The 12,766-nt window shown below is 41.0% G+C and carries 15 protein-coding genes; 10 read left to right on the top strand and 5 right to left on the bottom strand.

Going from position 1 to position 12,766, the window contains the following annotated elements; translation table 11 throughout:
• Positions 1 to 122: 122 nt before the first annotated feature.
• Together IW510_RS13215 and IW510_RS13210 are read right to left on the bottom strand one after the other, a co-directional pair.
• Complete coding sequence (locus tag IW510_RS13215; RefSeq protein ID WP_202060419.1) at positions 123 to 1,097, bottom strand: ABC transporter substrate-binding protein; 975 nt, start codon at positions 1,095 to 1,097, stop codon at positions 123 to 125.
• A complete protein-coding gene (locus tag IW510_RS13210) occupies positions 1,098 to 1,847 on the bottom strand; it encodes a polysaccharide deacetylase family protein (RefSeq protein WP_330932658.1) in 750 nt (249 codons plus the stop codon).
• 181 nt (positions 1,848 to 2,028) lie between these two features.
• Between IW510_RS13210 and IW510_RS13205 the strand changes: the two genes are divergently transcribed.
• The 4 genes from IW510_RS13205 to IW510_RS13190 all read left to right on the top strand — a co-directional run bounded on the left by IW510_RS13205 (position 2,029) and on the right by IW510_RS13190 (position 4,871).
• The gene (locus IW510_RS13205; RefSeq protein ID WP_202060417.1) at positions 2,029 to 2,751 is read left to right on the top strand and encodes an ABC transporter ATP-binding protein; all 723 of its coding nucleotides are present in this window, start codon (positions 2,029 to 2,031) and stop codon (positions 2,749 to 2,751) included.
• The gene (locus IW510_RS13200) at positions 2,748 to 3,479 is read left to right on the top strand and encodes an ABC transporter permease (protein WP_202060415.1); all 732 of its coding nucleotides are present in this window, start codon (positions 2,748 to 2,750) and stop codon (positions 3,477 to 3,479) included. The genes IW510_RS13205 and IW510_RS13200 overlap by 4 nt, the downstream gene beginning before the upstream one ends.
• Before the next feature lie 18 nt (positions 3,480 to 3,497).
• Positions 3,498 to 4,013 (top strand): hypothetical protein, encoded by a 516-nt coding sequence (locus IW510_RS13195; protein WP_202060413.1) that lies wholly within the window; start codon positions 3,498 to 3,500, stop codon positions 4,011 to 4,013.
• A 171-nt stretch (positions 4,014 to 4,184) separates the two neighbouring features.
• Positions 4,185 to 4,871: a hypothetical protein gene (locus tag IW510_RS13190; protein ID WP_202060411.1), complete on the top strand. Its 687-nt coding sequence runs from the start codon at positions 4,185 to 4,187 to the stop codon at positions 4,869 to 4,871.
• 82 nt (positions 4,872 to 4,953) lie between these two features.
• Here IW510_RS13190 and IW510_RS13185 read toward each other — a convergent pair whose 3' ends face one another.
• Together IW510_RS13185 and IW510_RS13180 are read right to left on the bottom strand one after the other, a co-directional pair.
• The gene (locus IW510_RS13185; protein WP_202060409.1) at positions 4,954 to 5,391 is read right to left on the bottom strand and encodes a VOC family protein; all 438 of its coding nucleotides are present in this window, start codon (positions 5,389 to 5,391) and stop codon (positions 4,954 to 4,956) included.
• Positions 5,392 to 5,478: 87 nt separating this feature from the next.
• On the bottom strand, positions 5,479 to 5,886 hold the full coding sequence (locus tag IW510_RS13180) for a VOC family protein (RefSeq protein WP_202060407.1): 408 nt from the start codon (positions 5,884 to 5,886) through the stop codon (positions 5,479 to 5,481).
• A gap of 367 nt (positions 5,887 to 6,253) precedes the next feature.
• Between IW510_RS13180 and IW510_RS13175 the strand changes: the two genes are divergently transcribed.
• The 4 genes from IW510_RS13175 (at position 6,254) to IW510_RS13160 (ending at position 8,441) form a co-directional block, all read left to right on the top strand.
• Positions 6,254 to 7,186, top strand: a complete 933-nt coding sequence (locus tag IW510_RS13175; RefSeq protein WP_202060405.1) for an LCP family glycopolymer transferase — start codon at positions 6,254 to 6,256, stop codon at positions 7,184 to 7,186.
• A gap of 99 nt (positions 7,187 to 7,285) precedes the next feature.
• On the top strand, positions 7,286 to 7,438 hold the full coding sequence (locus IW510_RS13170; protein ID WP_202060403.1) for a hypothetical protein: 153 nt from the start codon (positions 7,286 to 7,288) through the stop codon (positions 7,436 to 7,438).
• A 117-nt stretch (positions 7,439 to 7,555) separates the two neighbouring features.
• Positions 7,556 to 7,963 carry a hypothetical protein gene (locus tag IW510_RS13165; protein ID WP_202060401.1) on the top strand — a complete coding sequence of 136 codons (408 nt, stop codon included), beginning with the start codon at positions 7,556 to 7,558 and terminating at the stop codon, positions 7,961 to 7,963.
• Positions 7,964 to 8,054: 91 nt separating this feature from the next.
• Positions 8,055 to 8,441 (top strand): ribosomal maturation YjgA family protein, encoded by a 387-nt coding sequence (locus IW510_RS13160; protein ID WP_202060399.1) that lies wholly within the window; start codon positions 8,055 to 8,057, stop codon positions 8,439 to 8,441.
• Positions 8,442 to 8,557: 116 nt separating this feature from the next.
• Here IW510_RS13160 and IW510_RS13155 read toward each other — a convergent pair whose 3' ends face one another.
• The gene (locus IW510_RS13155; protein WP_202060397.1) at positions 8,558 to 9,109 is read right to left on the bottom strand and encodes a TetR/AcrR family transcriptional regulator; all 552 of its coding nucleotides are present in this window, start codon (positions 9,107 to 9,109) and stop codon (positions 8,558 to 8,560) included.
• A 170-nt stretch (positions 9,110 to 9,279) separates the two neighbouring features.
• On the opposite strand from IW510_RS13155, the gene IW510_RS13150 reads away from it, so the two are divergent.
• Positions 9,280 to 9,981: an ABC transporter ATP-binding protein gene (locus IW510_RS13150; protein WP_202060395.1), complete on the top strand. Its 702-nt coding sequence runs from the start codon at positions 9,280 to 9,282 to the stop codon at positions 9,979 to 9,981.
• A 12-nt stretch (positions 9,982 to 9,993) separates the two neighbouring features.
• Positions 9,994 to 12,699 (top strand): ABC transporter permease, encoded by a 2,706-nt coding sequence (locus tag IW510_RS13145; protein ID WP_202060392.1) that lies wholly within the window; start codon positions 9,994 to 9,996, stop codon positions 12,697 to 12,699.
• The last annotated feature ends 67 nt before the right edge of the window (positions 12,700 to 12,766 follow it).

Here is a 12,766-nt window from a genome sequence, read left to right as displayed (position 1 = left end):
TGAAGCGCAGCGAGCTGCTGTTTCTACGAGACCTACAATTCTTGAAGTATACAGGGTTGGAATCCCTTTTGTTCAGTTTTAAGAAAAAAAGGGCCATGACATAAATGCCATAACCCCTGACCTTATTTGTTCAAATAACTGAAATCTGTCAACTCATCATAGGTGTATTCCTTATCAATTTGACCTTTTTCTTTGGTCCATGAAATGATTTTTTCAAATTGATCCTTTGGTACTTCCTGTGCATAAGGATATTTTTCCGTTTGCTTGTCTAAATATTGACTCATGGCATCTGGAAACTGGTACTTAGATAGAATATCAGCATATTCAGAAGCCTTGTGTTTATTCATAAAATCAATTGCTTGATTATACGCTGTGTAAAAGGCTGTGATATCTTGTGGTCGTTCGCTTAGGACGGTATCTGTAAATTGAATGGTCCCGCCTTTGATTCCTTGTGCTTTGGAACTGCCTAGAACAATTGCACCTTCTTGTGCCAACATGCTGGCTTGAGGCTCAGTATAAACAGCGCCATCCACTTGGTCATTCAGCAAGGCTTCAGAACGAGCAGAAAAGGACGGAATATCCACAATTTCATAAGTAAAATCATTTTCCTTCGCAAATTCATCCATGATGTATTCCAAAATGAAGTTAGGCACGAGCGTAATTTTCTTACCGCTGAGCCCCTTCATGTCTGTAATCCCTGACTTGGGAGAAGCCAGAATTTTGAAATCCTCTAAGATGTCCGATGTGATGGTCAAATCAATGCCATTCTTTTTAAAGGTTGCTTCGGTCATGACATCACTGATTGTACCGTCTAATTCTTGTGCTTGAATAGCAACATTTCTGTCATTTGGCGAGGTAAAGGCTTTGATTTCTACCTTCAGACCTTGTTTCTCAAAAAAGCCTTCTTCCTTTGCCAAAATAATCGGGATAGCTGATTCAGCAGGTAAGATACCAACATTCAATGTCTGGTCTGTTACGGCTGCGGTTGTACTATCAACCGTAGAACTGCTTTCTGTTTTTTTTTCATTTTTTCCACAAGCGCCTAAAGCGGTTATACTCAATAAAAGAAGTGCGCCAACAGTGATTATCTTTTTCATTTATTTTCCCTCAGTTTCCATCATAGTTTTGAATACTTCGATCGGCATTGTATATGGAATGACCTCACGATGCAGTTCCAGTGGAGCTGTTTCAGGGGTGTTTATTCCCGATTTTGTCGTAAAGGCCAAACAAAAGTTCATTTCTCTCAACACATCGACTGTCTGCTGGTCGTAGAGTCCAAAAGGATACGCAAAAACATCTGTAAGAGCGACCTGCTCGTTACATAAGAGAAGATCCTTTTTGAAGTGCTCTGCGGTTTCCCACATCGGTCTGGACTGTGTGGTACCTCTACGTTCATGGAAGTGTGTCGTGTGGTTGGCATATTCAAAAACATCTGCTATTTCTTTAAGCTCCTCTTTGCTAAGGACCTTGGAGACTTCTGGCTGATAGCGTGACGGGGTCTGAAACAGCCAGCCGGCAGCGACAAAAACAGTAGCCTGAAATCCGGCTTCTTTCAATACAGGATACGCATATTCCTTCAATGATTGGTAACAGTCGTCAAAGGTCAGTAACACTGATTTTTCCGGAAGCGGCTGTCCTTGTTCATAAAATGCACGAACCTCAGAGATGCTTAAGGAATGGAAGCCTTCTTGCTTTAGATAGTTTATTTGTTCTTGAAAAAGAGGTAAACTATCAAAAAGAGGTAATGGCAGTGCATCTTCGTACCCATCAGCAACAAGGATTGGGCGAGGCTGTTCATACAGTTCCTCCACAGGACGAACCTCGTGGAATACAAGTGTTCTAAACACTATTTTCACCTTACTTTCTTCAATAATACAGCTAAGTATATCATATCTCGCAACGATAAGGAGCTGTGTAGCGGAAGCCTTAAATGAAAGGGATACCTAAGTGATAGCGGCTGAAGATGAAACGCTGTAGACATAAAAATATATGGATTGAATTGTTCAAAACAGTTAAAGGAGAATGGCAATGGGAATCAGGCTGGAAGATGTATCCTTCAGTTATGGGACAGAAAAAATTATTGAACATGTAAACTTTACATTTGAAAACAATAAAACGTATACCTTGTTGGGACGCTCAGGAGTTGGAAAAAGTACCTTGCTTTCTTTACTGAAGGGGTTCCAACAACCAGAAGCTGGGAAAATCAGCTATGAGCAGACCTCAGAGGAGCTGGTTGAAGTTGTTTTTCAGGATCAGCAGCTGTTTCCTTGGCAGACAGTTTCTCAAGCGGTGGAAATGCCGCTAAAAATAAAGAAGCTGCCAAAGACTGCGCGTAAAGAAAAAGTAGCAAATCTATTGCAGGAGTTGGAGCTGACAGATTATGCAAACAAATTTTCCACTAAACTGAGTGGGGGACAAAAGCAGCGAACAGCGATGGCAAGAGGTCTGATTACAGAACCGGATTTTCTTTTGCTGGATGAACCAACCTCTTCACTGGACCCTCAGACCAAGGAGCTGGCACAAGCGTTGATTTTATCAGAACAGGAACGGAGAAAGAATACAGTGATAACAGTTACCCATGATGTTGAGGAAGCTGTTTTTTTAGGTGAAATCATCTTGATTATGACTGCAGGTGGCTTTTCCATTTTTGAAAATCCAACATTTCAGCATTCAGAACGTCGAGATTCCATCGTGTTTTATGAATTCTGTATCAAGCTTAGAAGCTTTTTAAAAGAGGAGAACGGTCAATGAAAAGAAAAATTGGCTCCTTGATTGTTGGTGTAGTGTCTTTACTATTTTTATGGCAGCTCCTGACACTCCTTACGAACAATCGGGCTGTCCCGAATCCATTTATTACCTTGAAACGTGGTTGGGAAATAAAAGAACAATTGCTTTTACACACGGGAGCGAGTACCCTGCGTATTATGATTTCTTTACTGCTGTCTTTGCTTTTCGGTGTGCCGTTAGGAATTATGTTCAGTCGGCGCTCAGTGGCAGATAAACTGTTTGGACCGCTGCTCTATTTTCTCTATCCCTTACCTAAAGTAGCCTTCTTACCGGTTTTTATGCTATTTTTTGGATTAGGTAATACCTCTAAGGTGTTACTGATTTTTTCAATTATTTCCATTCAGGTCATTGTGTCAATTAGAGATAGTGTGAATCGCATACCGGAAAGCTATTATCAGGTAATGAGAAATTATCACAGCAGTAAAGTACAGGAACTGCAATTTTTAATTCTACCGGCACTGTTGCCCGGCTTATTGGCAAGTTTGCGGATTAGTACAGGGATTTCATTAGCCTCGCTTTTCTTTGCCGAAAATTACAATACAACCTATGGACTGGGCTACTTGATTTTAAGTGCGTGGTCAAAAATGGACTATGAAGAAATGTTTGCCGGTATTTTGATGATTGGCTTTCTAGGCTATTTGCTTTTCAGCTTCTTTGATTTTCTTGAAAGAAGAGTATGCCGATATCAGTAGAAGAAAAGAGGGAAAGGTATGAATTGGATTTCATTAACCAGTGAAGAAAATTCTTTTGATGAGATTCCTATGTCAAACGGCTTAACGGCGGTATTTATTACTACTTTTGGCTTAAGTGCTACTATTTTTGCGGAGACGGAGACTCAAAAAGCACTGACGGTGTTTATGCTGGAGAAGGATCAGAGCTGTGTTGGACGGGGCAATGTTGGCTTTGCTTTGTCGGAGCTGCCTTGGAGGAGACAGACCTTTAAACAGGATAAGGCGTTCTTTCTACAGACTTTGTCAGGTATTAAGGAGGAGCTTGGCTGGCAGACGCTGGACTACGAACCAGAGAAAGAACTGCTGTTTCCTGTAGTCAATCGATTGATTCAACTAACTGAACAGCTAACCGAGGAGCTAATCGAAGAGGCGGCAGCAGTTGAATGGCTGATGGCGGCTAAAGAGGATGATCCGATTGTTACTGGATTTCCGCGTTGTGAAGAGCATCAATTATTATTAAGCCTGTACGGTTGTCATGCCTGTAATGATAAGTAGATGGAGTTTCATCTATAAAATCTATCGTTAAAAACAAGCTGAATTTTTATTAATGATGCAGCAAGTATTAGACATTTTTGATAAGGAAAGCGGACAAAATTTTACCGCGTCCTATGCTATAATAGCTATGTAGATAGCGTAGGAATTTCAAGCTGGAAGGAAGAGAAAAGGATGAAGAAGAAGGGTATAATAGTTGTTGGCTTAGCCTTACTACTGACAGGCTGTGCGCCGTTGATAGGCAGTCAGTCCGACTCAAAATCGGAACAAAAAAAAGAAGCATTGTTGGGTGCCTTTGATGAGGCTGTTGAAGAGGCGAAAAAGGATTCAAGTGAAGAGAAGGCAAAGGAAGAAACAAAAACTTCCAGCAGCTCATCGGCTGAAGCGACGACAGAAAGCTCTGTACCGGCAGCGGATGTACCAGCAGAACCGACGATTGATAAAAACAGTTATCCATTTGGCGTATCAATGATGGATATTGTAAAAGCCGGAACATTTACGAAAACGGGAATGAACATCCCACAAACGATTTTAGTATCATTTATTACAGAAGATAGCGGCTCAGTCGGTCTTGTCTACAATGGCGGACGAGCGGAGTACTATACAGCACAGTATCGATTGATACCAACAACAGCTATTCGAGTATTCTCAGCAGGAGGAACGGGTAGTAATGATATTCGTACAGTAAACGTGAATACTGAACTTGTTATTGAGTATCTGGCTGGTTCCAGCGGGGCACTTGACGCCGGTAATTTTTATGTGTTTACGAACGCCAGTGGAACGCTGTCCTTAGCTACACCAAACTATGCAGGGAATGTCATGGAATCTGAAAGTGATGTTATGCTGGAGTATTTACCATAAAAGCCAAAAGAGCAGAAACGGTGCTGTTTCTGCTCTTTTTTGCTGTTGATAAGGATTATCCTAAGCAGACTGACTGCCGAGCTTAATCAATAATCAGCATGTTGTTCTCGTCAAAACGCCAGTTCTTACCATAAGCGACCTCCCAATAATACCCATCTGGGTCGCTGAAATAGCCGCTATAGCCATCCCATGTAGCGGGCTTAGCCGGAGGCTTAACAATTTTCCCGCCTTGTTGCTCAACAAGCGCAAAGAATTGATCGACTTCATCGACTGATTTCATATTGATTGCTAATGTGATACCGCCAAAGCCCCCTGTACTAAGTGCCGGGGGATGTTGTTCATTGATATCTTTTGCCAACGATTCCAGCGGAAAAAGCTCAAGCTTGGTTCCTTGAGTATCAAAAAATACAATTGGTGGTGCATCGGTAGTTTCGTAGGTTTTAAAACCTAGTGCTCGGTAGAATTTTAATGAGCAAGCCATGTCTTTCACACCGAGACAAATAAGATTGATTCGATTCATTCAGTTGCTCCTTTCCCAGTATCAATCAGTAAATTAGAGCTGAAAAAGATATCAGCCGTTTTTCAATGATTGATTCCCTGTTCATTTTTATACTGTTGTTGCATCGTTCAGTTCAAATAGGTTTCCTTCAGGATCTCTGAAATAGACACAGGTCATATACCATTCGTTGACATACTGCGGCTCACCTAAGAATTCTACACCGGCAGCCTTTAGTTTCTCGTAGTCTTCCTGTAGATTTTCTGAAGGAATAACTCCGACAACCGTATCCGATTGTTCTTGGTGTGCCGGCTGTTCGTAGCCGGAAAACATGGTCATGTTGTCACCTAGAAAGATAGCAAAGCAAGGCGCTGCATCCTTAGACACTGCAAAAGAAGTATAAGGCCCTTTACGATCGCCCCAGACGGCTATCAATCCTAGCTTTTCTGTATAAAAATCAAAGCAAGCACCGTAATCCTTTCTTACTAGAATACGTGTGGTCATTTTATCAAATTTCATTCTGTTTCCTCCTGTTTTTTATTAGAGCTGATGAATCAAATGGACGATTATAACCATTTTTGTGACTCTGGATATCGAAAATTCTTTTTATCCGTATCATTTTTTGAAAGCTCTTTCTTTTATGCTAGCACAGAAAAGCGGGGGTTAACAAGCGAACAAAAAGGAAAAATTTAAATGAGCCAGTGGCTAAGCGGACAGAATGACCAATCAGTTATAAGGAGAAGAATGTTTCGTTGAAATCGTAGAAAACGTTAATATAGTCTTAACAGCGGAAACTAGCTATTGCTTTCACTCGAGTTACAAAGTAGAATTTAATGGAAAGGGTCTGTTGTATTCTTTTCGTTGTAGAAAGCAAGGAGGAAATGATTTGTCAAAAGGGAAGAAAATTGCCTTAATCATCACAGGTGTTGTTGTAGTTTTAGTTGTCGGAACAATTGGTTTAGCTGCTAAGCTGTATTCAGATATTTCAAAAACTGCCGCAAAAACCTATGAAACAGTTGAAAGACAGCAGCCGGCAGAAACAAAACGTGAGGAAGCGGCTGACTTGAAGAAAAAGGATTCTTTTTCAATTCTCTTAATGGGAATTGATACAGGAACAGATGGCCGTGTCGATCAAGGACGGTCAGATACGATGATGGTTGCAACCGTTAATGCAGAAGACAATCAAACCACGATTGTCAGTATTCCCAGAGATACCTATACAGAAATTGTCGGATACGGTACAGAGGATAAAATTAATCATGCGTATGCTTTTGGCGGAGCTGCAATGTCAATGGACACAGTAGAAAAAATGCTGGATATTCCGATTGACCACTATGTGTCAATCAATATGGAGGGCTTGAAGGAGCTTGTTGACGCAGTCGGCGGAATCAGTATCAGTAATACATTAGAATTTACACAGGATGATTATACGTTCAAAGTAGGGAAAGTTGATTTGGATGGGGATCAGGCACTGTCCTATTCTCGTATGCGCTATGAAGACCCGAATGGGGACTATGGACGTCAGGAACGGCAACGGAAAATTGTCGACGCAATTGTAAGAAAGATGCTGTCTATGTCTGGTGTTACTCAGTACCAAGGTGTTCTGGATACGCTTAGCGATCACGTGAAAACGGATTTGAGCTTTGATAGTCTAAAGACGATTGCTTTTGACTACCGTTCAGCATTAGGTGCTGTTAAACAGGACCAGCTGAAGGGCGAGGGCTTCATGCAGGACGGCGTTTCTTATCAGAGAGTAAGTACAGAAGAACTGCAAAGAGTTCAAACTGAATTGAAGGACCAGCTTGGTTTAGCTGAATAGAGATTAAAAAAATCAGGCTCTGACTTGTGTTCGCAGGAACATCCAGTCGGGTCTGATTTTACTATAGGCATGCTTATAAATAGAATCAGGGAAAAGGACGTGAGAAGATTGAGAATGCTCTTTGTTATTGAAGATGGACTCCAAACAACGTTTTACTTATATTTGCTGCAAGGCGGAAAGAAGAAACTGCTGCGCTTTTCCCCAAATCTTCAATTACCGGACGGAGAGAGCTTGGCGCAGAAATATATGTAGCTGTCCATTACAGACTTTTTACGTTTGCTACACGGGATGACCCATGTAGAGGTTAAGGACTACATCATTGGAACAAAGGAAAAAATCATCGATTTTCTACTAAAGGACAGAACGTCTATGACTATCGAGAATCCCCAAGCTTTTGTTTATGGTGCAGGAAAAACGACGTTTAGCAAGGGCGAAATCACGGTAGATAAAAAAGGGCTAAGCGAGTTTATGACCTATCCGTCAGATGAAAGCAACCCCCAAGGAATATTTGAAAGACAGGAGCATACGCTGCGGTTAATAAGAAATGAATTGTTGCGAGAAAAACGTTTGACGGCAATTCCCAGAAAGTTCAGCAGATTGAAGAAAAGTATTGAAACGAATGTTGGGCTTTCAGATATGCTTAAGTTTTTTAGCGCCTACAGAGAAAGAGGAAATGAGCAGGCGCAACGCTTGACCATACCGGAATATCAAGAAAATGCTGAGACTGTAGATCCGTCTATCTGGCTTCAGCAGATTAAACAGTTTCTATCAAATTAGCAAACAGTCTTTTGATTAAAGTTGGTTTTTGGAAAACTTTTTTTGAGAAGTGAACGGCTGCGGCTATTTATCAATTAAGGGAGTTGGAAAGATGAAAAGAAATCGCAAAGTGTATGCCTTTGCTACGGTTACCGTGATGTTGCTGGGGCTTCTTTCAAGAAAAGCGTCCACTCTATTGCCTGAATTTATGACCATCTATTTAGGCGATGCGTTGTGGGCACTGATGATTTTTTTTGGAATGGCCTTTCTTTTTTCACGACTGAAAACTAGTCGTGTCTGGTTGGTATCATTACTTTTCTGTTGGTTTATAGAAATTACGCAATTGTATCATGCCCCTTGGATTGATGCCGTCAGAGCGACAACACTGGGCGGGCTCATTCTGGGTTTTGGCTTTCTATGGTCAGATATTCTTGCCTATACCATCGGAACATCAGTCGGCGTCCTACTGGACTATTGTTTGATTCGACGAAAAAAATAATGATAAATAAGCCATAAAGAAAATCACTTCAACTATATCAGTCTTCAAAACACAGGATAGCTCGTCATCTTTTGGAAACAGATTTAGAGAATAGTTATTTCTTTATGGCTTTTCAGCTATTTGATTTTAGTAGAAAGAATCGTTAAAATCATTGCTGCAATTTCCTTTGGTTCGAGATACGAATAATTTTTCAGCCAGTTTTCAATCAAGCCAATCGTGCCATCGACAAAATAGGTAAAATACAGATTTAACTTATCCGGAGAAGAGTCATCAAAAATCAACACGAAGTTTTCAAAGGCTTCAGGCTTTACTCTGTTGAGCATGGAGCTGATTAAACGGCTTTCTGATTTACTACTGAGGATAATCCTGCTGGCATCCTTATTTTCACTGAGAATCACAAGAATATTCACGAGCCAATTGTCCAGCTCTTTTTCGTTTATTTTTATATTTCCTAATATATCCTCAAGAAGATCGCTTTCAATTTTTTGAAACAGGTCGTATGGATCAGTATAATACTTATAGAAGGTACCGCGATTGACATCGGCTGCTTCACAAATCTCCTTTACGGTAATTTTGGCCAGCTCCTTCGTTTGGAGAAGCTGTAGAAATTCTTCTCGGATTACTTTTTTTGTATACAATGTTCGACGATTATTTGGTGTACCGACCATGTCATTGCCACCCTTCGTTTTATTAGTTGAACAGATTATCGATATGTGTTTATTTAATGACAAATCCGTTAAAATTGAGGCTTGCTCGAATGATACGCAATTAGTATACTAACACCATGTTAAAAAATCAACAGCGTGTCTAGTTAATATAAATCGAAAGAGGGATTACAATGAGTTATGTTGAAGTAAAGAATGAATACAGACGCTACAAGATGGGAGAATCCGAGATTGTAGCAAATAACGATATTTCTTTTTCGGTTGAAAAAGGAGAACTGGCTGTTATTCTTGGGCCGAGTGGTGCAGGGAAGTCAACAGTGCTGAATATTTTAGGAGGAATGGATTCTCCTGATGCAGGGCAGGTAATTATTGATGGGACTGATATTGCGCAATTTTCAGATAAACAGCTGACTGGCTACCGCAGGACTGACGTCGGTTTTGTCTTTCAATTCTATAACCTTGTGCCAAATTTAACAGCGAAGGAAAACGTGGAGCTGGCAACTGAAGTGTCACCGAATGCGTTAGACCCTGTTGCGGTACTGACTCAGGTTGGATTAGAGCATCGCTTGAATAATTTTCCTTCTCAATTATCAGGAGGAGAGCAGCAGCGAGTATCAATTGCCAGAGCCTTAGCAAAAAATCCTAAATTATTGCTGTGTGATGAGCCGACGGGAGCCTTGGATTTTGAAACAGGAAAACAAGTATTGAAGCTGCTTCAAAATGCCAGCAGAGAACAAGGAAATACCGTGCTGCTTATTACCCATAACTCAGCAATTGCTCCAATTGCTGATCGAGTAATCCATATCAATGACGCGAAGGTTCGCTCAATCGAGATTAATGACTCACCGATGTCGATTGACGACATCGTGTGGTAGGGAGCCGAGTGGATGAAGAATAAGACCTATCTAAAAGCCAGCTTTCGTGAAATCTGGCAATCAAGAGGTCGCTTTATTGCGATCATTTTAATCATTCTTTTAGGGACACTGCTATTTGTCGGAGTAAAAACAACCGGACCGGTACTGAATACATCCGGCAGTGATTATTTGGAAAAGCAAAATTTATCAGATTTACAGATTATTTCTACAGGTGGTCTGACAGAGAAGGATGAAGCGTTAGCTAAAGAGCTTTCAAATGCGGAGGTCGAGTCCGGCTATCAGTTCTATTATGCAGATGATGAAAAGGGCGAGGTCGTCCACGTTTTTTCTTATGATGAGACACAGAAACAAAATCAGCTGGTCCTTGAAAAAGGACGTTTACCGAAAGCTGCAAATGAGCTGGTTTTGGATAGTGCTGCTGAAAAAGAAGGGTATCAAATTGGTGATACCTACACAATTGATGAGGCGGACCAACTGGATACAAAGGAATATAAGGTTGTTGGCTTTGTCAGCTCCCCCTTGTTCATTAGCAATAAAGACCGAGGGATGACCAACGTCGGTGACGGGAATGTCGATTATTTTGCCTATGCTCCAATAAAAAACTTCACTTCAGATATTTTGGGTGTTCTGTATATAACCTTTGATAATGTAAAGGGCTTGAATACTTATGGCACTGAATACAAGGACTTAATGCAGAAAAATCAAGAGCTGGTCGAAGCGCAGTTTGCAGACCGTTCTAAAGAGCGTCTGGCAGAGCTGAAAGCAATGATAGAAGATGAGATAGCACCGGCGAAAAAAGAAGTAGCTGATGGTCAAACTCAGATAGCTGATGCCAAAGAACAATTGACTGCTGCAAAGCAGGAATTAGACACAAACCGAGACATGCTGGCACAGCTGCCCGAGGCACAGGCAGCCGCAGCTATCGCTCAATTGGATGAAGCCCAGAAGGAACTAGATACGAGCAAGCAGGAGCTTACGGATCAGGAGACAAAGCTGGAAGAGGCTGAGACTGAAATCAGTGATGCAGAGAAGGAAATGGCAGAACTGAAAACACCGACGTATCTGTTCAATCAACGAACGGAGAATATCGGTTTTCAAGATTATGGCGACCTTTCGGATCGGATTGCAGCAATCGCAAATGTGTTTCCTGTATTCTTTTTCTTTATTGCAGCTTTAATCACCTTTACTACAATGACTCGAATGGTAGAGGAGAACCGTAAAGAAATTGGTACATTGAAGGCGCTTGGCTACAGTCGCTATGAAATTTCTCAGAAGTACGTCATCTATGCTGTATTGGCAGCTGTCATCGGAGTAGCACTAGGTGTTGTGATTGGAACGAATACGATTCCGCGAATTGTCTTTGAGCTGTCGAGTGACCAGTATAATTTCAAACAGGTTAGTGTGTTCTATGAGTGGGTGCCGATTATTCAGGCTGGGACAGCCTTTCTGTTTGCAACATTAGGCTCTGTCATCCTCGTGCTTATAAAGGAATTGACTGAAAAGCCATCTGCGCTGCTACAGCCGAAGGCACCAAAACCGGGAAAACGGATATTTTTAGAATATATAACCCCTCTGTGGTCAAGATTAAGCTTCAATCAAAAGGTCAGCTATCGTAATCTGTTCCGTTATAAATCACGGATGATTATGGCAATCATTGGGATTGCGGGCTGTACAGGTTTGATGGTTGCAGGATTCGGTATCAAAAATTCTCTTGAAGCGGTGACCGATAAGCAGTTTGGCCCAATCATTGATTATCAGGCAGTTGTGACAATGGATGATGGTACGTTTGACAAGACGGAGGAAATCCTTGAAAAAGATAGTAAAGTCAAGCAGTCACTATCGGTGATTAACGAGGTATTGGAACTGAAAAAGGCAGGGCAGGCAACACAAAGTGTGACTATGACTGTCCCTGATAATATGCAGGATTTTTCTGATTATCTACATTTAAATTCGTTGAAGGGTAAAACGATTCAGTTATCGAATGATGGTGCGGTGATTTCTGAAAAACTGGCGGCACTGTTTGATATAAAGGTTGGCGATGAGCTGATTTTTTATGATGAGGATCAAAATGAAATCAAGATGAAGGTTCATGCCATCGCAGAAAATTACCTTGGGCATTTTGTGTATATCACAGCGGAATACTATGAGGAAGTAACCGGCAAAGAGTATCAAAACAATGGATTCCTGCTAAAAACCGAGACGATGACAACAAAAGAAGAGAATCGTCTGGCAGAGCAGCTTCTCGCAACAGATGAAGTCAAGAACACTAGCTTCTTATCTTCTCAAATCGAAACACAAAAGGGCATGATTAATAACCTTGATCCGGTTGTCCTAATCTTCGTTGTCCTATCTGGTTTGCTGGCTTTTGTTGTTTTGTATAATCTGACAAATATCAATATCTCCGAACGGGTTCGAGAACTGTCTACAATCAAGGTCCTTGGCTTTTTCGATAAAGAAGTTACAATGTATATTATTCGTGAAAATATCATTTTTACTCTGTTGGGGATTGTTGTGGGGTATGGCATTGGTTATGTTCTGACAGGCTTTATCATCAGACAGGCTTCTATGGAAAGTATCATTTTCCCATTGGTTATTCATTGGCCTGCCTATGTGATTTCTGCCGTGTTAACCATTACCTTCACGATTATCGTGATGCTTGTTACCCACTTTAAGCTGAAGCATATCGATATGATTGATTCATTGAAGGCAAATGAATAAGTAATTGTTTATAGAAGAAATCGCCTAGCTATCACAAAATATGATAGCTAGGCGATTTCTTTGGTTC

Source organism: Enterococcus sp. BWR-S5 (genome assembly GCF_016745255.1).
Classification (GTDB): domain Bacteria; phylum Bacillota; class Bacilli; order Lactobacillales; family Enterococcaceae; genus Enterococcus_L.
The sequence above is the reverse complement of the archived record's forward strand: the minus strand, read 5'-3'. Positions and strand labels throughout refer to the sequence as shown.

Excerpts from the sequence above, each read along its gene's own strand:
- IW510_RS13215 (WP_202060419.1), bottom strand. The coding sequence starts at position 1,097 with ATGAAAAAGATAATCACTGTTGGCGCACTTCTTTTATTGAGTATAACC.
- IW510_RS13205 (WP_202060417.1), top strand. The coding sequence starts at position 2,029 with ATGGGAATCAGGCTGGAAGATGTATCCTTCAGTTATGGGACAGAAAAA.
- IW510_RS13200 (WP_202060415.1), top strand. The coding sequence starts at position 2,748 with ATGAAAAGAAAAATTGGCTCCTTGATTGTTGGTGTAGTGTCTTTACTA.
- IW510_RS13195 (WP_202060413.1), top strand. The coding sequence starts at position 3,498 with ATGAATTGGATTTCATTAACCAGTGAAGAAAATTCTTTTGATGAGATT.
- IW510_RS13190 (WP_202060411.1), top strand. The coding sequence starts at position 4,185 with ATGAAGAAGAAGGGTATAATAGTTGTTGGCTTAGCCTTACTACTGACA.
- IW510_RS13185 (WP_202060409.1), bottom strand. The coding sequence starts at position 5,391 with ATGAATCGAATCAATCTTATTTGTCTCGGTGTGAAAGACATGGCTTGC.
- IW510_RS13180 (WP_202060407.1), bottom strand. The coding sequence starts at position 5,886 with ATGAAATTTGATAAAATGACCACACGTATTCTAGTAAGAAAGGATTAC.
- IW510_RS13165 (WP_202060401.1), top strand. The coding sequence starts at position 7,556 with ATGACTATCGAGAATCCCCAAGCTTTTGTTTATGGTGCAGGAAAAACG.
- IW510_RS13160 (WP_202060399.1), top strand. The coding sequence starts at position 8,055 with ATGAAAAGAAATCGCAAAGTGTATGCCTTTGCTACGGTTACCGTGATG.
- IW510_RS13155 (WP_202060397.1), bottom strand. The coding sequence starts at position 9,109 with ATGGTCGGTACACCAAATAATCGTCGAACATTGTATACAAAAAAAGTA.
- IW510_RS13150 (WP_202060395.1), top strand. The coding sequence starts at position 9,280 with ATGAGTTATGTTGAAGTAAAGAATGAATACAGACGCTACAAGATGGGA.
- IW510_RS13145 (WP_202060392.1), top strand. The coding sequence starts at position 9,994 with ATGAAGAATAAGACCTATCTAAAAGCCAGCTTTCGTGAAATCTGGCAA.